Genomic DNA, 19,993 nt, shown 5'->3' with positions numbered 1-19,993 from the left:
GCCGCTTTCCCGGCTGAAGCCGGTCCTACATTACGGGAGTCGGCAGCCTGTCATTCGCCGTCTACCACAGCGGCGAGCTCCACCAGCACTGTCCCTTCCTTGACCATCTCGCCTTCGGCACAATACAGCGCTGCAACGGTGCCCGCTGCGTTCGCGCGGATGCTGTGTTCCATTTTCATTGCTTCCAGCACCACCAGCGGCGTGCCGATCTGCACCTGTTCGCCCACGCTGACCAGCACCCGAACGATGCTGCCGTTCATGGGGGCGGTGAGGCCGCCTTGATGACCTTGGCTCACATCCACCTCGGCAATCGGGTCAACCGAGCGGATCGCATGCACATCGCCCTGCCATTGCAGGTAAAGCGTGTCGGCCCGACGGATTGCGATGGTCTGCCGGCGCACGCCATCCCGCTCGATCACCAAGTGCTCGCCGCTCAAACGAACGCCTTGCTGCGAATCACTCCGCATCACCATGCTTCGGGACTCTGCACCACACGCCAGGTGCAATGTCACTTCGCTTGGGCCGCCAAGTCGCAGACCGCGGGTGGTCAACCACGGCGAATGGGCGTCGTCGGATCTGATCGTCACCGCCGCAGTGATCAGGTACGCCTGCGCCGCCAGCTGCCAGAATTCCTCGGTCAAGCCCTCGGCCGCTGGCAGCAGATCTTCCTGGTAACGAGCGATAAATCCGGTGTCCAGCTCGGCTTGGGCGAAGGCCGGGTGCGCGATAATGCGGCGCAGAAACGCAAGATTGGTCCTCAGGCCGCCGATGGCGAATTCGTCGAGCATCGCCAGCAGCCGCAAGCGCGCTTGTTCACGGGTCTCGCCCCAGGCGATCAGTTTGCCGAGCATCGGGTCGTAGAACGGCGAAACTACGTCACCTTCCGCGACGCCGCTGTCGACGCGACGGCCCGGCCCCGGCGACGATTCGCGATACAGCGCCAGCGTCCCGGTGGCGGGCAGAAAGTCGTTGGCCGGGTCTTCCGCATACAACCGCACTTCAATCGCGTGACCGTTCAGCGGCACTTCGGCCTGGGTGATCGGCAGCGGCTCGCCCTCGGCCACCCGAATCTGCCAGGCCACCAGGTCCAGCCCGGTAATCGCCTCGGTCACCGGGTGCTCGACTTGCAGGCGCGTGTTCATTTCCATGAAGAAGAAATCGCCCCGGGCGTCCAGCAGAAACTCCACCGTGCCGGCACCGACGTAGCCAATCGCCTGAGCCGCACGCACCGCCGCTTCGCCCATGGCCTGACGCATCTGTGGTGTCAGGCCCGGCGCCGGGGCTTCTTCGACGACCTTCTGGTGACGGCGCTGAATCGAGCAGTCGCGCTCGTTGAGGTACAAGCAGTGCCCGTGCTGGTCAGCGAATACCTGAATCTCCACGTGGCGTGGCTTGAGCACGTACTTTTCGACAAGCATGCGGGAATCGCCGAAGGACGACTGTGCCTCCCGTTGCGCCGAGGCCAGCGCTTCGGCCAGGTCCTCGTCGCGCTCGACCACCTTCATGCCTTTACCGCCACCGCCGGCCGTGGCCTTGAGCAGCACCGGATAGCCGATGCGGGCGGACGCTTCGCGGAAGGTCGCGGCATCCTGCGCGTCACCGTGGTAGCCGGGCACCAGCGGCACGCCAGCGGTTTCCATCAGCGACTTGGCCGCCGATTTGCTGCCCATGGCGTCAATGGCCGAGGCGGGCGGGCCGAGGAAAATCAGTTCGGCCTGTTCCACTGCCCGGGCAAAGCCTGCGTTTTCCGAGAGAAACCCGTAACCGGGGTGAATGGCCTGGGCGCCACTGGCCTTGGCGGCCTCTATCAGCTTGTCAATTTGCAGGTAGCTCTCGCTGGCCTTGCTGCCACCGAGATTCACTGCGATGTCGGCCTCGCGAACGTGCCGCGCGTTGCTGTCGGTGGCGCTGTGCACGGCGACAGTGGTCAGGCCCATGACCTTGGCCGTGCGCATGACGCGGCAGGCGATTTCGCCGCGGTTGGCGATCAGCACCGAAGTCAGCGGTTGGGTGTGCGGGACGCTCATCAGTGCGACTCTCTTTGTGGGTTGCGTGGCTGGCCGCGCCAGGCGGGCTCGCGCTTTTGCAGAAACGCCCGCAGACCCTCCTGGCCTTCGGCGCTGACGCGGATGCGCGCAATGGCGTTTTCGCAATAGCGGCGCAGGGCAGGGGTCAGCTCACCGTCGGCGACTTCGCGCAGCAGGCCTTTGCTGACCCGCATGGCCTGGGGGCTGTTGAGCAGCAGGTTGGCGATCCAGTGTTCCAGGTGCTGCTCCAGCTCGGCGGCCGGGTAACACTCGGCTAAGAGGCCGATTTCCCGCGCCCGGGTGCCGTCGAAGCGTTCGGCGGTCAGCGCATAGCGTCGCGCATGACGTTCGCCGATGGCTTGCACCACAAACGGGCTGATCACCGCCGGGGCGAGCCCGATCTTCACTTCCGAGAGGCAGAACTGGGCGTCTTCAGCGCCGATGGCCATGTCGCAGCAACTGATCAGGCCCAGCGCGCCACCATAGGCCGCGCCTTGCACCACGGCGAGGGTCGGCGCCTTGAACTTGGCCAAGTTGTACATCAACTCGCCGAGTTCGCGGGCGTCGCCCAGGTTGGTGTTGTAGTCGAGGTTGGCCGACTCCTGCATCCAGGCGAGGTCGGCACCGGCGCTAAAGTGTCGGCCGCGTCCCCGCAACAGCAGAAATCGCAGGCTGTCGTCCCGCTGCAGCTGATCCAGAGCAATGATCAGCTCGCGAATCATCTGCGCGTTGAACGCGTTGTTCTTCTCCGCCCGATTGAGCCAGAGCGTGGCGAACCCGCGTGGGTCGAGGGCGATGTCGAGGGTGGCGAAATCATTCATGGGCGATTCTCTCGGGTCACATCCGGAACACGCCGAAGCGGGTCGGTTCGATGGCGGCGTTGAGCGAGGCGCTGATGGCCAGGCCGAGAATGTCGCGGGTCTGGGCGGGGTCGATGACACCGTCGTCCCACAGCCGGGCGCTGGAATACCAGGGATGACCCTGATGCTCGTACTGATCGAGAATCGGCTGGCGCAGCGCGGCTTCTTCCTCAGCGCTGAAGGTCTGGCCGCTGCGTTCAGCCTGCTCGCGCTTGACCTGCACCAGCACCCCGGCCGCCTGTTCGCCACCCATGACGCCGATCCGCGCGTTGGGCCACATCCACAGAAAGCGCGGGTCATAGGCGCGGCCGCACATGCCGTAGTTACCTGCGCCGAAGCTGCCGCCGATGATCACTGTGAACTTGGGGACTTTCGCACAGGCCACGGCGGTGACCAGCTTGGCGCCGTGCTTGGCGATACCGCCGGCCTCGTACTTCTGGCCAACCATGAAGCCGGTAATGTTCTGCAGAAACAGCAGCGGAATGCCGCGCTGGCAGGCCAGTTCGATGAAGTGCGCGCCTTTCTGGGCAGCCTCGGCGAAAAGGATGCCGTTGTTGGCGAGGATGGCGATCGGGTAACCGTGCAGGTGGGAGAAGCCGCAGACCAGCGTGGTGCCGAACAGCGCCTTGAATTCATCGAACACCGAACCGTCCACCAGCCGCGCGATGACTTCTCGCACGTCGAACGGCTGCTTGGCGTCTGCCGGGATCACGCCGTACAGCTCGTCATCGGCATACAGCGGTGCCTGGGGCGGGCGGGTCTGCAACTGGCCAAGCTTGCGCCAGTTCAGGTTGGCCACGCAGCGTCGTGCCAGGGCCAAGGCGTGATCATCGCTGTCGGCGTAGTGATCAGCAACGCCGGAAACCCGGCAATGCACATCGGCCCCGCCAAGGTCCTCGGCGCTCACCACTTCGCCTGTGGCGGCTTTCACCAGCGGCGGCCCGGCAAGGAAGATGGTTGCCTGCTCGCGGACCATGATGGTTTCGTCGGCCATGGCCGGCACATAGGCGCCGCCAGCGGTGCAGGAGCCCATGACCACGGCGATCTGGGCGATACCTTCGGCGCTCAGGTTGGCCTGATTGAAGAAGATCCTGCCGAAGTGTTCGCGGTCCGGGAACACTTCGTCCTGGCGGGGCAAGTTGGCGCCACCGGAGTCCACCAGATAGATGCACGGCAAGCGGTTTTGCTGGGCGATGGTCTGGGCGCGAAGGTGTTTTTTCACCGTGAGCGGGTAATACGTGCCGCCTTTCACCGTCGCGTCGTTGGCGATGATCATGCATTCGACGCCTTCAACCCGGCCAATGCCGGCGATCAGCCCGGCGGCCGGGACGTCTTCGCCATACACGTCATGGGCGGCGAGCTGGCTGAGTTCGAGGAAGGGCGAGCCGAGGTCGAGCAAGCGATTGATCCGCTCCCGGGGCAGCAGCTTGCCCCGGGAGGTGTGGCGTTCCTGCGCCTTCGCACCGCCACCGCGCTGGACGTGGTCGAGCAGGCTGTGCAGGGCGTCGAGTTGCGTGCGCATGGCGTCACTGTTGCTGGCGAATTCCGGCGAACGCGGGTTGATCCGGGTGTGCAGAATGGTCATGGAGCCTCCGGCGCGGTCAGCGGGTTTCGTTGAACAGCTCGCGGCCGATCAGCATGCGGCGGATCTCGCTGGTGCCGGCGCCGATCTCGTAGAGCTTGGCATCACGCAGCAGTCGTCCGGCCGGGAATTCGTTGATGTAGCCGTTGCCGCCGAGAATCTGGATGGTGTCCAGGCCGAACTGGGTCGCCCGTTCGGCGGTGTAGAGGATCACCCCGGCGGCGTCCTTGCGCGTGGTCTCGCCGCGCTCGCAGGCCTGGGCTACGGCGTACAGGTAGGCGCGGCTGGCGTTGAGCTGGGTGTACATGTCAGCGACCTTGCCCTGGATCAGCTGGAACTCGCCGATGCTCTGGCCGAACTGTTTGCGGTCGTGAATGTACGGCAGCACCACGTCCATGCACGCCTGCATGATCCCGACCGGCCCGCCCGAAAGCACAACGCGCTCGTAATCCAGGCCGCTCATCAGCACCTTCACTCCACCGTTGAGCGTGCCCAGCAGGTTTTCTTCCGGCACCTCGACGTCATCGAAGAACAGCTCGCAGGTGTTGGAGCCGCGCATGCCGAGCTTGTCGAACTTGTTGCCGCGAGAGAAGCCGTGCCAGTCGCGCTCGACGATGAACGCGCTGATGCCGTGGGCGCCTTTTTCCAGGTCGGTCTTGGCGTAGATCACGTAAGTGTTGGCGTCAGGGCCGTTTGTGATCCAGGTTTTGCTGCCGTTGAGCACGAAACGGTCGCCGCGTCGGTCGGCGCGCAGCTTCATCGAGACCACGTCGGAACCGGCGTTGGGTTCGCTCATGGCGAGGGCGCCGACGTGCTCGCCGCTGATCAGCTTGGGCAGGTAGCGGGCTTTCTGTTCGGGCGTGCCGTTGCGGTTGATCTGGTTGACGCAAAGATTGGAGTGAGCGCCGTAGGACAACGCCGCGGAGGCGGAGCCCCGGCTGATTTCTTCCATGGCGATGACGTGGGCCAGGTAGCCGAGGCCGGCGCCGCCATACTGCTCATCGACGGTAATACCCAGGAGGCCCATGTCGCCGAACTTGCGCCACATGTCGGCGGGAAAGAGATTGTCTTTGTCGATCTGGGCAGCGCGCGGGGCGAGCTCGGCGGCCACGAAGGCGCGCACTTGGTCGCGCAGCATGTCGAGGGTTTCGCCGAGGCCGAAGTTGAGCGTGGGGTAATTCATGAACTGCATCCCGTGTTGTTATTGGAGGGCTGTCAGGAGGGAATAAACGGTGTCACCTTTACGTTAACGTAAGCCTGCGGTCGGGTTGATGTCAACGGGGGCGAGGTGCTGGCCGCTGGAACAGGTAGAAGGGGAGGTTTACAAATGCCGGATAGCACGAAGGGGAGCCTGGGCTCCCCTTCAATTTCAACTGCATGCTCTTTTTATTATTAGGTGGCCTGTTGTTATTTTTGGCAGCCAGCCTTTTTTGCTTTTTTTGAGCGACCCCATAGGGGGCCAAGAGCAAACGTATTTTTTTGAGCGCTGATCCGCTTCGATCTTTCGATCCGACTCGCCTGGTAGCTGCCTGAACGCAGTTTTATTGTTCTCAGTACGATCGTGAGGCCAAAGCCCCAAGTAGAGCGATCCACTCCAAAAAAATCAGTTAGCTGCGTCTCTGTCCGTGTTGTTCTTGTTATGTCAGAGCCGATACGTCTTGTTTTTATTGGGTTATTGCATTTGTTATTTTTGTTGTACGTAAGACATAGCAGAAGCCATGCCAACTTTTCAGAGTTCCCGGATTCCGGGGCTTTGCGGATTTCACCGGCCTGGATTCACTGCTGAATCTGTGCCGGGTGTTTCCGTGTTACCCGTTTCCCTGAACGTGATGGCGGGCAGGGTAACACTGTGTGACAACTTGTCGCACATCAGGCCGACAAACGTGCCTTTGCCACCCGCGAGCCGTTTGCTCGACCGAGGATGTCGCTGATGCGTTGACCGGCGGTAATGAGCTTGTCCAGATCGATACCGGTTTCGATGCCAAGGCCGTGCAGGAGGTAAACCACGTCCTCACTGGCCACGTTGCCGGTCGCGCCTTTGGCGTAAGGGCAGCCGCCGAGGCCGGCCACCGAGCTGTCGAACACGTGAATTCCTTCCAGCAGGCTGGCGTAGATATTGGCCAGTGCTTGGCCATAGGTATCGTGGAAGTGCCCGGCCAGCTTGCCGCGCGGAATCTGCCCGGCCACCACGTCGAACAGCGTGCGGGTGGCGCCCGGCGTGCCGGTGCCGATGGTGTCGCCGAGGGAAACCTCGTAGCAGCCCATGGCGAACAGCTCGTTGGCGACTGCCGCCACTTGCTTCGGCGCGATGTCACCTTCATAGGGGCAACCGAGCACGCAGGACACGTAGCCGCGCACGCTGATGCCGTGCAATCGCGCGGCTTCCATGATCGGCAGAAACCGGTCCAGGCTTTCGCTGATCGAGCAGTTGATATTGCGCTGGGAGAATGCCTCCGAGGCAGCGGCGAAGACGGCCACTTCTTTCACGCCGGCGGCCAGCGCGTCTTCGAAGCCGCGCAGGTTGGGGGCCAGCGCGGCGTAGATCACGCCGTCCTTGCGCTGAATGCCGGCGAACAGTTCAGCGGAGCCGGCCATCTGCGGCACCCATTTCGGCGACACGAAACTGCCCGCTTCGATGTAGCTCACGCCAGCGTCGGTCAAATCCTGAACCAATTGAAGTTTGTCGCTGACGCTGACTGGGTGGGATTCGTTCTGAAGGCCATCCCGAGGGCCGACTTCAACCAGACGCACACGTTGAGGGAGAGACATAGCGGCATCGTTCCTGAGAGTTTTGACTTTAGGTTCTTGTGCTAGCGGGTTGAATCAACTGGATGTTTCCAGTGCGGCCTTGCAGCGTTCCTCTGCCGTGTCGAGCTCCAGCTGCATCTGCTGAATATCCAGCAGCTGCTGATCCAGTTGCGCGCGACGCTCGGCGATTTTTTCGAGCATGGTGCTCAATTGTTTGTGATTGCCACCGGCAGGGTCATACAGACCGATGAGGTCGCGGCATTCCGCCAGGGAAAAGCCGATGCGCTTGCCCCGCAGAATCAGCTTGAGGGTTACCTTGTCGCGGCCCGAATAAACCCGCTCCAGCCCACGGCGTTCGGGGCTGAGCATGCCTTGTTCTTCGTAGAAGCGAATGGTGCGGGTGGTGATGTCCAGTTCGCGGGCGAGGTCGGAAATACTGTAGGTGGTAGCGGTCATGGCAGTGCTCGATACAGAAGGCATGGGCGTAACGTAAGTTGGGCTTTACGTTAACGTCAAGGGGCGTTATCAAACACTGCACAGCTTTTGCCAATCGTAGGACCGCGTTTTAAATGTAGGACCGGCTTCAGCCGGGAAAGGGCCAGCAGCCACACCGCATAATTGATGGTGTCTACAGCGACCTCTTCCCGGCTGAAGCCGGTCCTACAAAGGCCGCGTCGGCGGCAGCACCTCAAAATTGATGGTGCTCATACGGGCGTCTTCCCGGCTAAAGCCGGTCCTACAGTGGCCGCATGCGCCGCTGAACGCCTACTTCACCGCTGCTTCAAGGGTCTTGCCCAACTTGCGCTCCTGCGCAGTCACCAACTGACAAAGCTCGATGATCTGCTCGCGCATCCAGCGGTTCGCCGGGTCCTGGTCGGTGCTTTCGTGCCAGTACAGGTGCGTCTCCACGGTCGGCACGTCGTTCACCGGCAAATACACGAAATGCAGGTCATTGCGTCGGGCGAAGCGCTCGGGGACGGTCATCACCATGTCGGTCTGCTGCAACACTTGCGAAGCCATCAGGTAGTGCTGCGAACGCAACGCGACCTTGCGCTGAATGCCCATTTTTCCCAAAGCCAGGTCCACATAACCCAGGCCACTGCGTCGACTGGAAATATGAATGTGCGCAACACCGAGGTAGTCATCCAGGCTGATGGCCTCCTTGTTTGCCAGCGGATGGCCGCGGCGCATGGCGCACACATAGTGGTCTTCCATCAGCTTGACGTGGCGCACTTGTGGGTCGGTGTTCAGCGGCGCATCCACCGCGAAATCCAGCCGGCCCGCCGCGAGTTCCTTGGTCGTTTCCCGGCGCTTGGACAGAAAGCTTTCGATGGTGACTGTGGGCGCCAGCCGCCGCAGCCGCTGGAAAAGCGCCGGCAGAATCACTGCCTCGGTGAGGTCGGTCATGCTGATGCGGTAGTTCTTGTTGGCCTGCAGCGGATTAAAGATCCGGCTTTCCTGCACCGACACCCGCAGCAACGAGAGGGCATTGCGCACCGGGCCGATGATGTTCTGCGCCATGGGCGTGGGCACCATGCCCTGGGCCGTGCGCACGAACAGCGGATCGTTGAAGGTTTCGCGAAGGCGCGACAGGGCGTTGGACACTGCAGGCTGGGTGATGCCGACGATCTGGCCGGCGCGGGTCAGGTTGGCTTCAGTGTAGATGGCGTCAAACACAATAAAGAGATTGAGATCGACCTTGCTCAGGTTCATTGCTGTGCGCCTCGTGCGTTTCTTGTTGTTTGGAATGCGCCGAATCATATATCGGTTATGAATGTTAATACACGCCGAGAATAGGTTAGATAAATGGGGATCGCTGTTCTAGCATCGGATCACGACCTGACAACACCTCATAGAAGGCAGCAGCCCCATGGATTTCGCTTACTCCCCCAAGGTTCAGGCACTGCGCGAGCGCGTGACCGCCTTCATGGACGCCTACGTGTATCCCGCCGAGCCGGTGTTCGAGCGTCAAGTGGCCGAAGGCGACCGCTGGCAGCCAACCGCCATCATGGAGGAATTGAAAGCCAAGGCAAAAGCCGAGGGGTTGTGGAACCTGTTCCTGCCCGAATCCGAGCTCGGGGCAGGGCTGTCGAACCTCGAATACGCGCCGCTGGCGGAGATCATGGGCCGCTCGCTGCTGGGACCGGAGCCCTTTAACTGTTCCGCGCCGGACACCGGCAACATGGAAGTGCTGGTGCGCTACGCCAATGACGCGCAGAAGCAAGAGTGGCTGGAACCCTTGCTGCGCGGCGAGATTCGCTCGGCGTTTGCGATGACCGAACCCGACGTGGCGTCCTCGGATGCCACCAACATGGCCGCTACGGCAGTGCGCGATGGCGATGAGTGGGTCATCAACGGCCGTAAATGGTGGACCTCCGGGGCCTGCGACCCGCGCTGCAAGATCATGGTGTTCATGGGCCTGAGCAACCCGGACGGCCCGCGTCACCAGCAGCATTCAATGATTCTGGTGCCGACTGACGCGGCCGGCGTGAAGATCGTGCGACCGCTGCCAGTCTTCGGCTACGACGATGCCCCCCACGGTCACGCCGAAGTGCTGTTCGAAAACGTGCGCGTGCCGTACGAAAACGTTCTGTTGGGTGAAGGACGTGGCTTCGAAATCGCCCAGGGTCGCCTTGGCCCGGGAAGGATTCACCACTGCATGCGCTCGGTCGGCATGGCGGAACGCGCGCTGGAATTGATGTGCAAACGCTCGGTTCAGCGCACGGCGTTCGGGCGGCCGCTGGCCCGACTGGGCGGCAACATCGACAAGATCGCCGACTCTCGGATGGAAATCGACATGGCGCGCCTGCTGACGTTGAAGGCCGCGTACATGATGGACACCGTCGGCAATAAGGTGGCAAGAAGCGAGATCGCGCAGATCAAAGTGGTCGCACCGAACGTTGCGTTGAGGGTGATCGACCGGGCAATCCAGATGCACGGCGGAGCCGGGGTGTCCGGCGATTTCCCGCTGGCCTATATGTACGCCATGCAGCGCACCTTGCGCCTGGCCGACGGCCCGGACGAAGTGCACCGCGCGGCGATTGGGAAGTTTGAGATCGGCAGATATGTGCCGAAGGAGATGATGCGCAGCGAGCATCGGTGATCGATGGGCGGAGTCGCCAGCGAGCGGGATTTCATCGAGCGCGGCGGCACCGCAAATTTTTCTGATGGCAAGCAATTTGTGGGAGCGAGCTTGCTCGCGAAGAAGTCGGTAAATCTTTCACGTTTTCAGCGCCTGAAATGCCTTTTTCGTGAGCAAGCTCACTCCCATATAGACCCCGTTCGCAGCGCGATTGCGGAGGTATCCCACGACAGGATAGTGAATGGTTTGCACAGTAACTGCGTGCCTCAACCGCATCACTCCACCCAAACCTCCACCCGGCGGTTCTTGATCCGGCCTTCATCGCCATCGTTGGCAGCCACGGGCATTTCGTCGCCGAACCCGCGCACGTCACGCAGCACCACCTGATGTTTCAGCAGTTCCCGGCGCACGGCCATGGCCCGCAGTTTTGACAGCAATTGCGCCCGCGCCGGGTCGCTCTTGGCATCGCCAAACCCCGCCAGCGTTACCTTCTTATCCAGCTTGTCATGGGCCTTCAGGTACTCGACCACTCGCTTCAGATCGAGCATTGCCTTGGTGTCCAGCGCCGCGCTGCCCTGGGCAAAACGGAAATTCACCGACAGCCGCTCGGCCTCACGGGCAAGGTTCTGATATTCCAGCGGCATCTGTGCTGTCGCCCGCACTTTCACCGCTTGAACCGTCTGCGCCACAAACCCGTTCTGCGCGACGATGGACTGGCCCTGTGGACTCTGGGCGAACCGCACCAGCGCCTTGGCCCAGCGCTGCCTCGAATCGGGCGGCAAGTAGAAATACAGGCGGCGAGACAGTGGGTAATCTTCGGTGGCAATCAGGCTGGCCGTGGGCAGCATCGGTTTCGACTCACCGTCGATGATCGCCACGGCTTTGGCCTGGCGGATGTAGGGAAGGCCGATGAAGCCGATGCCCTGACGGTCCTGACTGACCTGATCGGACAATTCCTCACTGGACTCGAAGCGCCTGGCCTCCTTCGACAGCGTCTTGCCTGACCTGGCCAGCACCAGCTCATTGAAGGTGTCGTACGTGCCGGACTGCTGATCCCGTGCGTATAAATGGATAGGCCCGGACGGGCCACCCAATTGCTCCCAGTCGCGAATCTCCCCGGAAAAGATTTTCGCCAGTTGCGCCGTGCTCAGTTCGCGCAGCGGGTTGCCGGGGTGAAGGATCACTGCAACGCCGTCGATGGCGATCACCTGTTCGGCCTCATGACTGCGCAGATCGCCCAGGGCCGCCAAGTCGGTGGCTTCGTTGTTCTTGATGGGGCGTGAAGACGCGGCCACATCGGCAAGCCCGTCCTTCAGCGCCACAAACCCGGTGCTCGATCCGTGGGCAGCGATGTCGATGCTGACGTCCTGGCCCGAGGGCAAACGAGCGATGAGACGCATCTCGTTGGGGTTCGGGCCGGGTTGTTCCTGAACTGCCTGCGCGCCTTGCTGAGCCAGCAAGCCTTTGACCAGCGCCGGCCCCAGCTGCGCACCAATCGTGTTCGAGCCCTGAATGCGCAAGGCGGGTGAGCCGTCAGTGGGCGCGGGCAGGGCAGCCGCGTGCGTGTCTATTGAAAGCGCGAAAAGCGAAGCGAGCAGAACGAATACACGAGTGCGCAGCATGTGCGGCATCTTTATGTGAAAGGAAGTGGTCGGAGAATAAGACAGGCGAATGACGGCCAGATGACAGCTCGCGGCTTGTTGCGCGTTGGACGATCGAGCCGCACGCACGGCGCCGCGCGGCTCATCGTTTAAAGGTCCGGTTACTCCAGCTCAAGCCAGATCGGCGCGTGGTCGGACGGTTTGTCCATCGACCGCAGGTGATAATCTACGCCGGCGGCCTTGATGCGCGGTTGCAGCCCGTGGGACGCAAGGATCAGGTCGATGCGCAGGCCGCGCTTGGGCTCGTCTTCAAAACCGCGACTGCGGTAATCGAACCAGCTGAATTGATCGACCACTTCCGGGTACAGGTGGCGGAAGCTGTCCACCAAGCCCCAACTCTTGAGTTTGCCGAGCCACTCGCGCTCTTCCGGCAGGAAGCTGCACTTGCCGGTTTTCAACCAGCGCTTGGCATTGTCGGCGCCGATGCCGATGTCGCTGTCCTCAGGGGAAATGTTGACGTCGCCCATCACCACCAGCGGCTGGTCATTGCTGAAACGCGTCTCCAGCAGGTTCTGCAAATCCGCATAGAAACGCAGCTTGGCCGGGAATTTAGTCGGGTGATCACGGCTTTCGCCCTGTGGGAAATAGCCATTCATGACCGTCACCGGATTGCCGTTGCGATCGGCGAACGTGCCCCAGATGAAACGGCGCTGGGCCTCCTCATCGTCGTTGTCGAAGCCCTTGTGAATAGACAGTGGCGCCTGACGCGAAAGGAGGGCGACGCCGTAATGACCTTTCTGACCGTGGAAATGCACGTGGTAACCCAGCGCTTCGATATCGGCCTGGGGAAATTGCTCGTCGGAGACCTTGGTTTCCTGCAAGCCAATGACGTCGGGTTGATGCTTCTCGATCAACGCCGCCAGTTGATGCGGTCGGGCGCGAAGGCCGTTGATATTAAAAGACACAAGTTTCATGGGCGGCGCTCCTGGCAGCTCCTTACAAATACAAACGGCGATGCTAGCCGACCTGCCGGGCGACGGCCAGCGCCCGGTTCACTCGGCAGGATCGCAAACGGCGGGTGGGCATTTCTGAACGATGGCCACATCGCGGGAACTGCGCTTGCAGGCGGCGACTCGAACCCTTGAAGACCACTACCCGAGCGGCCGCCCCGGGGCTCATCAAAAGGACGAACACCATGCCAGAACTGCCTAGCGAAACGGCGGAGATCCGTCAGCTCGACAGCGGCTACTCCCGCGAAACCCGCTCGCTGCTGTACCTCGCCTACCGTCAGGAGCCAAGCTTCGCCCACCTCTTCGAATCTGGCCGATCCGGTTACGAGCACCGGGTCAGGTCGACCATCCGCCAATTGGTCAAGCAGCACTTTCTTCAGGAAATGCCTGCGTTGGGCCTGTTCGTCGCAGACCGGCTGGTAGGCGCTGTGCTGATTGCCCCGCCGCAACGGCGGCTGGGCATCACCGAAAGCTGGGCCTGGCGCATTCGCATGTTGATGAGCACCGGCCTGCGTGGAACCCAGCGCTATCTGGAGTATTACCACGATGTGCTGGCCTGCGCGCCGTCCGAAGCGGTGCACGTGCTGCCGTTGTTCGGAGTCCACCCTGATTTCCAGGGCCAGCGCTACGGCGAGCAGTTGTTGCATGCGCTGCATGACTGGTGTGCCGAGGACAAGAACTCGGAAGGGATCGTTCTCGACACCGGTAATGGCCACTACCTGGAGTTCTATCAACGACAGGGTTATGAGGAAATCGGCGAGGTCACAGTAGGACCTGTCCGAGAACGCATATTTTTCCACCCAAACCCCCAGGTTTCATTGGGTTCTGTGGCTTGAGCTACGCAAGCTCCTCAATTTCAGCGGGTTCCAGCAGCCCGCGTTGCTCGTGTAGCATTCGCGCCTATGAAGTTTCCCCGTCGATACACCAGTGGCTTTGTCTTGATGTTGTCCAGCTGCGCGGCATTCGCCGATGCGCAGCTGGAGGTCCGGATCAAGCCGTCCAATGCCGCGCTCAAATCCAACATCGAAGGGTATGTGGGCAGTCTCGGCGAGCGCGACGAGCCGGCCCTCGAACGCTTCAGCGTGGGGGCCGTCGAGCAGGCGCTGAAGGCTGCTCAGGCCCTTGGCTATTACCAGGCGCAGATTGACAGCGAAGTCCGCCACGTCGACAACAACCTGCGACTGCTGCTGAAGGTCGAGGCCGGCGAGCCTGTCCACCTGCGCAACGTGTCCATCCGCGTAACCGGGCAGGCCACCCAGCTCAAGAGCTTCCGCGTGCCTAAAGGCGACGCCCTGAAACCCGGCGCAGTACTCAACCATGGTGTCTACGAGGACGCCAAACACCTGATCGAAACCCAGGCCGCGCGCTATGGCTTTTTCAATGGCCGGTTTGTGACCCAGCGCCTGTCCGTTGACCCCCGTGCCGGTGTCGCAGACATCGAGCTGGTTTACGACAGCGGGCCACGTTTCTCGCTGGGGAAAGTGACCTTCAGCGGCGACGCGCCGTTCGATGAAGACTTGCTGCAGCGAATGGTGCCTTTCAAGCAGGACACGCCCTACGACTCTGAACTGATCGCCGAACTCAACCAGGCCATGCAGGCGAGCGGCTATTTTGAAGGCGTGCGAGTCAATGCAGCGCCTACAGACGCCCAGGCTCAGGTCATTCCGGTCGACGTCCAACTGCAGACCCGCAAGCCGCGGACCATGGGACTGGGCGTGGGCTATTCGACCGACGTCGGCCCACGGGTGAAGGCCAACTGGACGCGCCACTGGGTCAATCCACAAGGCCACAGTTATGGCGCTGAAGCCGAAATCTCCGCCCCTCGGCAGAACGTCGGCCTGTTCTACGACATTCCGCTGGACCCGCCCCTGACCGACAAACTGCGTTTCGCCGGTGGCTACCAGTATGAAGAAATCGCCGACACCGACAGCCTGAGCAAACTGCTGACCGTCGGGCCCGAATGGCACAGCAAGCTGCCCAGCGGCTGGGAGCGGGTGATCTCGCTGAAGTGGCAGCGCGAAGAATACCGACTGGGCAATGACGAAGGCCTGAGCACCTTGCTCATGCCCGGTATCAGCTACTCATACCTGCGCAGCGATAACCGGATCGACCCTCACAATGGCTACCGGCTGCAGTTCGACACCCAGGTCGCCAAGGAAGGGCTGGGCTCGGATGCCAACCTCTTGCACGGTACGGTCATGCTCAAAGGGCTGACCACCGTGGCGCAGAATCACCGCTTCCTCGGCCGGGTGCAGGTCGGCGGCAGCGCCACCAACGGCTACAAATCCATCCCGCCGTCCCTGCGCTTTTTTGCCGGTGGTGACCAGAGCGTGCGCGGCTATGACTATCAATCGCTGTCACCGGAAAACTCCGACGGCGACAAGATTGGCGGCCGCTACATGATCGCCGGCAGCGCCGAATATCAGTACTCGATCGCCGAAAAGTGGCGCGTGGCGGCATTCGTCGATCAGGGCAACTCGTTCAATTCTCTGGACCTGCCAAGCCTCAAGACCGGCGTGGGCATCGGTGTGCGCTGGGTGTCACCGGTCGGGCCGCTGCGGCTGGACCTCGCCCACGCGCTGGATGAAGAAGGCGGTATTCGTCTGCACTTCTCGATGGGACCTGAACTGTGACGAACATGGCTGTTTTGAAACGCACCCTGGCTATAACGGCGATTACGCTGCTGTCGTTGGCGATCCTCTTGGGGCTGACATTAACGCTCCTTCTCGGCACTCAAAGCGGCAGTCGATGGGCTCTCGGGCTTGTTCCGGGCCTGTCGGTCGAGGGGTTTTCGGGTCGGCTCGGCGGCGCATGGCAGGCGGATCACCTGGTCTGGCAGCAAGACCAGAGCAAGGTCGAAGTCGACGCGCCGGTATTCGACTGGTCCCCGGCGTGCCTCGCCCGCATGACGCTGTGCATCGACAACCTGCAAACCGGCGACATCCGCCTGCAATTCCCGCCTTCGAGCGACGAAGCCAGCAGCGGCCCCATTAAACTGCCGGATCTCAAGCTGCCCCTGGCGTTGCAACTGGGGCGCGTGCAGATCGGCAGCCTGCACCTGGACGGCACCGAACAGGTCCGCGACGTGCAACTGGCGGCGCACTGGACTGCTGAAGGCCTGAGAATCGACTCGCTGCACGCTGGTCGTGATGACATCGCGCTTGACCTGACAGGGCTGCTCAAACCAGAGGGGGACTGGCCGCTGACCGCCGAGGGGCAGCTGAAACTGCCAGACGTCAGCGGTCAGCCGTTATCTTTGGCGCTTAATGTTCAGGGCGATCTGCTCAAGACATTGACGCTCAATGCGCAGAGCAAGGGCTACATTGACGCTCATCTCGTCGGTGAGCTGCAGCCCTTGGTTGAGCACCTGCCAGCAAACATCGCCATCACCAGCGACGGGTTCAAACCGAGTGCCGAGTTGCCGGACACGCTGCAGCTCAATCAGTTGGTTCTCAACGCCAAGGGCGACCTTTCTCAAGGCTATGCCATCACCGGCAGCGCAAGCCTGCCTGCTGAAAAAGGCCCGGTGGCGTTGGCGTTGCAAGGCCGGGTCGACGCCAAGGGCGCGGACATCGCGGCGCTGGACCTGACCGCCAGCGAAAATCAGCGTCTCAAGGCCAGCGGCAAGCTGGACTGGCAACAGGGCCTGCGCGCCGACGCAAAAATCGACTGGCTCGACTTCCCCTGGCATCGCCTGTACCCGCTGATCGACGAGCCGCAGGTCAGCGTGCACGCGTTCACTGGGGAGGTGTCCTACACCGACGGCAAATACCTCGGCCATTTCTCCGGTGACTTCAAAGGCCCGGCCGGCCCCTTCACGTTGCAGAGTCCGTTCAGCGGCGATCTGCAGCAGATCTTCCTGCCTCAGCTCGAACTGGCGGCCGGGCAGGGCAGGGCGAGCGGTCATCTGAACCTGCAATTTGCCGACGGCATCGCCTGGGACACGGCGCTGGATCTCAGCGCCATCGATCCCGCGTACTGGGTCGCAGAACTGCCAGGCTCCCTGGCGGGTCCGCTGCGCAGCAAAGGGTCGCTGCGTAACGAGCAATTGAACCTGAACGCCGTCCTGGATCTGAAAGGTCGCCTGCGTGGTCAGCCTGCGGTGCTGCAGGCCAAGGCCGATGGCGCCGACAACATATGGAATCTCAACGCCCTTGAGATTCGCCTGGGCGATAACCGGATTCAAGGCTCGGGCAAGCTGCAGCAGAAAATCGCCGGACAGCTGGACATCAACCTCCCGCGACTCGGTCAGCTGTGGCCCGGGTTGCAAGGCCAGATGAAGGGGCGCGTCGACGTTGCCGGCACCGTGCAGGCGCCCCAGGGGCAACTGACTTTGCAGGGCACTCAACTGGCCTTTGAGGCGAACAAGCTGCAGGCCCTTACGTTGGCGGCCAAGCTCGACAACGCCCAGCGCGCGACCTTTGATCTGAAGACCACCGGCATTCAAGCGGGCGACACCGCGCTGGGTGCCTTGAATGTGAACGGCCAGGGCGACATCAAGCGTCAACAAGTCAAATTCGATCTTAAAGGGCCGCTGCTCAAACTGGCCCTTGCGCTGGATGGCAACCTGGACAAAGGCAACTGGCGCGGGCGTCTGGCCAGCGGTGACATCCAGAGCGGCGGGCAGGACTGGAAGTTGCAGCAGCCGGCCAAACTGGAGCGCCTTGCAGACGGCAAGGTCAACTTCGGTGCCCATTGCTGGGTGTCGGGGCCTGCGAGTCTGTGCGGCGAAGATCAGCGTCTGATGCCTGAGCCGCGCCTGCGTTACCACCTCAAGCGCTTCCCGCTGGAAAGCCTGGCGCAATGGCTGCCCAAGGATTTCGCCTGGAAGGGTGCATTGAATGCGGATATTCAGCTAGACGTGCCGGCTGCCGGCCCCAATGGTCAGGTGGTCATCGACGCCAGTGGCGGAACACTGCGGGTCAAGGACAAGCGCCAGTGGCTGGACTTCCCCTACGACACGCTGAAGTTGACCAGCAGCCTGACGCCGAAGAAAGTCGACACCAGCCTGAATTTTCGTGGTGGCAAGCTCGGCGAGTTGTTGGCCCGATTGAGCATCGACCCGATCGCCAAAAACAAGCCCGTCACCGGCGACTTCAACCTGAGCGGCGTGGACGTGTCGGTTGCACGGCCGTTTGTGCCGATGGTGGAAAAACTCAATGGCAAGCTCAACGGCAGCGGTCGGGTTTCGGGCGGCTTGCTGGCGCCGCAGATCAACGGCAATGTGGCACTCACCGACGGCGAGGTCTCCGGTCCGGAGGTACCCGTGAGCTTTGAAAAGCTCAACGTTCAAGCCCTGATTGCCGGCGAGCGCGTCGATTTGACCGGCAAATGGAACAGCGGCCCGACTGGTCAGGGCAGCATTGGCGGGCATGTGGCCTGGGCCGACGCACTGGATGTCGACGTAGCGTTGAAAGGCACGCGCCTGCCGATAACGGTTGAACCCTACGCCAAGCTGGAGGCGGCCCCGGACCTGAAGATCACCCTGCAGGGCGACCGGCTTGCGGTGTCGGGCAAAGTCCTGATTCCGAAAGGCGAAATCACCGTGCGTCAGTTGCCGCCCTCGACCGTGAAGGTCTCCGATGACACGGTGATCGTCGGCCAGCAGACCAAACAGGGCAAAACCCCGCTGGCCATCGCCATGGACGTCAACGTCGAAGTGGGCCAGGAGACCTTGAGCTTCACAGGCTTCGGCCTGACCGCCAATCTCGCCGGCCACGTGCACATCGGCGACAACATGGACACGCGGGGCGAGTTGAACCTCAACGACGGCCGCTACCGCGCGTACGGTCAGCGCCTGACCATCCGCAAGGCCCGCCTGTTGTTTGCAGGGCCGGTTGACCAGCCGTATCTGGACATCGAAGCCATCCGCCAGACTGACGACGTGATTGCCGGCATCCGCCTGAGCGGCAGCGCCGAACAGCCCACCACCACGGTGTTTTCCGAACCGGCCATGAGCCAGGAGCAGGCGTTGTCCTATCTGGTGCTGGGCCGTCCGCTGAGCACAAATGGTGAAGACAGCAACATGGTCGCCCAGGCTGCGCTGGCACTGGGCCTGGCCGGCGGTTCGTCGACGGCGGGCAAGCTGGCGTCCGGGCTGGGCATTCGGGATTTCGATCTGGACACCTCGGGCAGCGGCGACAAGACAGCGGTAGTCGCCAGCGGCAAGATCACCGACAAGCTCAGCCTGCGCTATGGCGTTGGGGTATTTGAACCGGCCAACACCCTGACCTTGCGCTACCTGTTGAGCAAGAAGGTGTATCTGGAGGTCGCAGGCGGCGTGGCGAGCTCTCTGGATATTTTTTACAAGCGTGATTTTTAACGGCCGCGGCACTGTCAGAATATTCATTCCCGGCGGTAGGTGACCCTGTGTTTTCATGGTTAACTTCCGCCCTTGCATGCCACCTCAAACAAGGAATCAGCTCATGCCACAAGTGACTCGTAAAGGCTCCCCGGTACAGATCAGCGGCGAACTGCCGAACGTCGGAAGCAAGGCGCCCGCCTTCACGCTGGTGGCGGGCGACCTGTCTGACGCAACCCTGGAAACCTTCGCCGGCAAGCGCAAGGTGCTGAACATTTTCCCGAGCGTCGACACGCCGACCTGCGCCACCTCCGTCCGCAAATTCAACGCCCAGGCCAACGAGCTCAGCAACGCTGTTGTGCTGTGCATCTCCGCCGACCTGCCGTTTGCCCAGGCACGTTTCTGTGGTGCGGAAGGTCTGGAAAACGTGAAGAACCTGTCCACCATGCGCGGCGCGCAGTTCATGCAGGATTACGGCGTTGCCATTGCCGACGGCTCCATGAAGGGCCTGACCACCCGTGCCGTGGTGGTGCTGGACGAAAACGATATTGTCCTGCATAGCGAGCTGGTACCGGAGATCGGCCAGGAGCCGAACTACGACGCAGCGCTGGCCGTATTGAAGTAAGCTCCCCGACGGCGTATTGCCATCATTGGATGGCAATACCCGGCAACCTCCAGGCGGCCTGACTCCCTCAGGCCGTTTTTTATTGGTACGTCAGCACCTTATCCAAAGTAAGCACTAGGTAAATTGCCGGTAAAGGCCCTTTGCCCCGCTGATTTCT

Annotated in this window: 14 protein-coding genes; 5 read left to right on the top strand and 9 right to left on the bottom strand. The window is 62.0% G+C overall.

Going from position 1 to position 19,993, the window contains the following annotated elements:
- Positions 1-50: 50 nt before the first annotated feature.
- The 7 genes from AC0Z8Z_RS06525 to AC0Z8Z_RS06495 form a co-directional block, all read right to left on the bottom strand.
- Positions 51-2,027, bottom strand: a complete 1,977-nt coding sequence (locus AC0Z8Z_RS06525) for an acetyl/propionyl/methylcrotonyl-CoA carboxylase subunit alpha (protein WP_485618489.1) — start codon at positions 2,025-2,027, stop codon at positions 51-53.
- Positions 2,027-2,848 carry a gamma-carboxygeranoyl-CoA hydratase gene (locus AC0Z8Z_RS06520; protein WP_485618488.1) on the bottom strand — a complete coding sequence of 274 codons (822 nt, stop codon included), beginning with the start codon at positions 2,846-2,848 and terminating at the stop codon, positions 2,027-2,029. Before AC0Z8Z_RS06520 ends, AC0Z8Z_RS06525 begins: the two co-directional genes overlap by 1 nt.
- 16 nt (positions 2,849-2,864) lie before the next feature.
- The gene (locus tag AC0Z8Z_RS06515; protein ID WP_485618487.1) at positions 2,865-4,472 is read right to left on the bottom strand and encodes a carboxyl transferase domain-containing protein; all 1,608 of its coding nucleotides are present in this window, start codon (positions 4,470-4,472) and stop codon (positions 2,865-2,867) included.
- Between the two features lie 16 nt (positions 4,473-4,488).
- Positions 4,489-5,652 carry an isovaleryl-CoA dehydrogenase gene (locus AC0Z8Z_RS06510; protein WP_485618486.1) on the bottom strand — a complete coding sequence of 388 codons (1,164 nt, stop codon included), beginning with the start codon at positions 5,650-5,652 and terminating at the stop codon, positions 4,489-4,491.
- A 686-nt stretch (positions 5,653-6,338) separates the two neighbouring features.
- Positions 6,339-7,238: a hydroxymethylglutaryl-CoA lyase gene (locus AC0Z8Z_RS06505; RefSeq protein ID WP_485618485.1), complete on the bottom strand. Its 900-nt coding sequence runs from the start codon at positions 7,236-7,238 to the stop codon at positions 6,339-6,341.
- Between the two features lie 54 nt (positions 7,239-7,292).
- Complete coding sequence (locus AC0Z8Z_RS06500; protein ID WP_485618484.1) at positions 7,293-7,673, bottom strand: MerR family transcriptional regulator; 381 nt, start codon at positions 7,671-7,673, stop codon at positions 7,293-7,295.
- Positions 7,674-7,982: 309 nt separating this feature from the next.
- Positions 7,983-8,930 (bottom strand): LysR family transcriptional regulator, encoded by a 948-nt coding sequence (locus AC0Z8Z_RS06495; RefSeq protein ID WP_485618483.1) that lies wholly within the window; start codon positions 8,928-8,930, stop codon positions 7,983-7,985.
- Between the two features lie 157 nt (positions 8,931-9,087).
- Between AC0Z8Z_RS06495 and AC0Z8Z_RS06490 the strand changes: the two genes are divergently transcribed.
- Entirely contained in the window at positions 9,088-10,320 is a 1,233-nt protein-coding gene (locus tag AC0Z8Z_RS06490; protein ID WP_485618482.1) for an acyl-CoA dehydrogenase, read from the top strand.
- 254 nt (positions 10,321-10,574) lie between these two features.
- Here the strand turns inward: AC0Z8Z_RS06490 and AC0Z8Z_RS06485 are convergent, their stop codons facing one another.
- The gene (locus AC0Z8Z_RS06485) at positions 10,575-11,921 is read right to left on the bottom strand and encodes a substrate-binding domain-containing protein (protein WP_485618481.1); all 1,347 of its coding nucleotides are present in this window, start codon (positions 11,919-11,921) and stop codon (positions 10,575-10,577) included.
- 140 nt (positions 11,922-12,061) lie between these two features.
- The gene (gene xthA / locus AC0Z8Z_RS06480; RefSeq protein WP_485618480.1) at positions 12,062-12,874 is read right to left on the bottom strand and encodes an exodeoxyribonuclease III; all 813 of its coding nucleotides are present in this window, start codon (positions 12,872-12,874) and stop codon (positions 12,062-12,064) included.
- 221 nt (positions 12,875-13,095) lie between these two features.
- Between xthA and AC0Z8Z_RS06475 the strand changes: the two genes are divergently transcribed.
- The 4 genes from AC0Z8Z_RS06475 to tpx all read left to right on the top strand — a co-directional run bounded on the left by AC0Z8Z_RS06475 (position 13,096) and on the right by tpx (position 19,836).
- Positions 13,096-13,746, top strand: coding sequence for a GNAT family N-acetyltransferase (locus AC0Z8Z_RS06475; RefSeq protein WP_485618479.1), 651 nt, complete (start codon positions 13,096-13,098; stop codon positions 13,744-13,746).
- A gap of 66 nt (positions 13,747-13,812) precedes the next feature.
- A complete protein-coding gene (locus AC0Z8Z_RS06470) occupies positions 13,813-15,543 on the top strand; it encodes an autotransporter assembly complex protein TamA (protein WP_485618478.1) in 1,731 nt (576 codons plus the stop codon).
- A 5-nt stretch (positions 15,544-15,548) separates the two neighbouring features.
- On the top strand, positions 15,549-19,232 hold the full coding sequence (locus AC0Z8Z_RS06465) for a translocation/assembly module TamB domain-containing protein (RefSeq protein ID WP_485618477.1): 3,684 nt from the start codon (positions 15,549-15,551) through the stop codon (positions 19,230-19,232).
- A 103-nt stretch (positions 19,233-19,335) separates the two neighbouring features.
- A complete protein-coding gene (tpx, locus tag AC0Z8Z_RS06460) occupies positions 19,336-19,836 on the top strand; it encodes a thiol peroxidase (protein ID WP_172612236.1) in 501 nt (166 codons plus the stop codon).
- The last annotated feature ends 157 nt before the right edge of the window (positions 19,837-19,993 follow it).

It is taken from the genome of Pseudomonas sp. 1L-C-7-B-C1 (assembly GCF_057291635.1).
The sequence above is the reverse complement of the archived record's forward strand: the minus strand, read 5'-3'. Positions and strand labels throughout refer to the sequence as shown.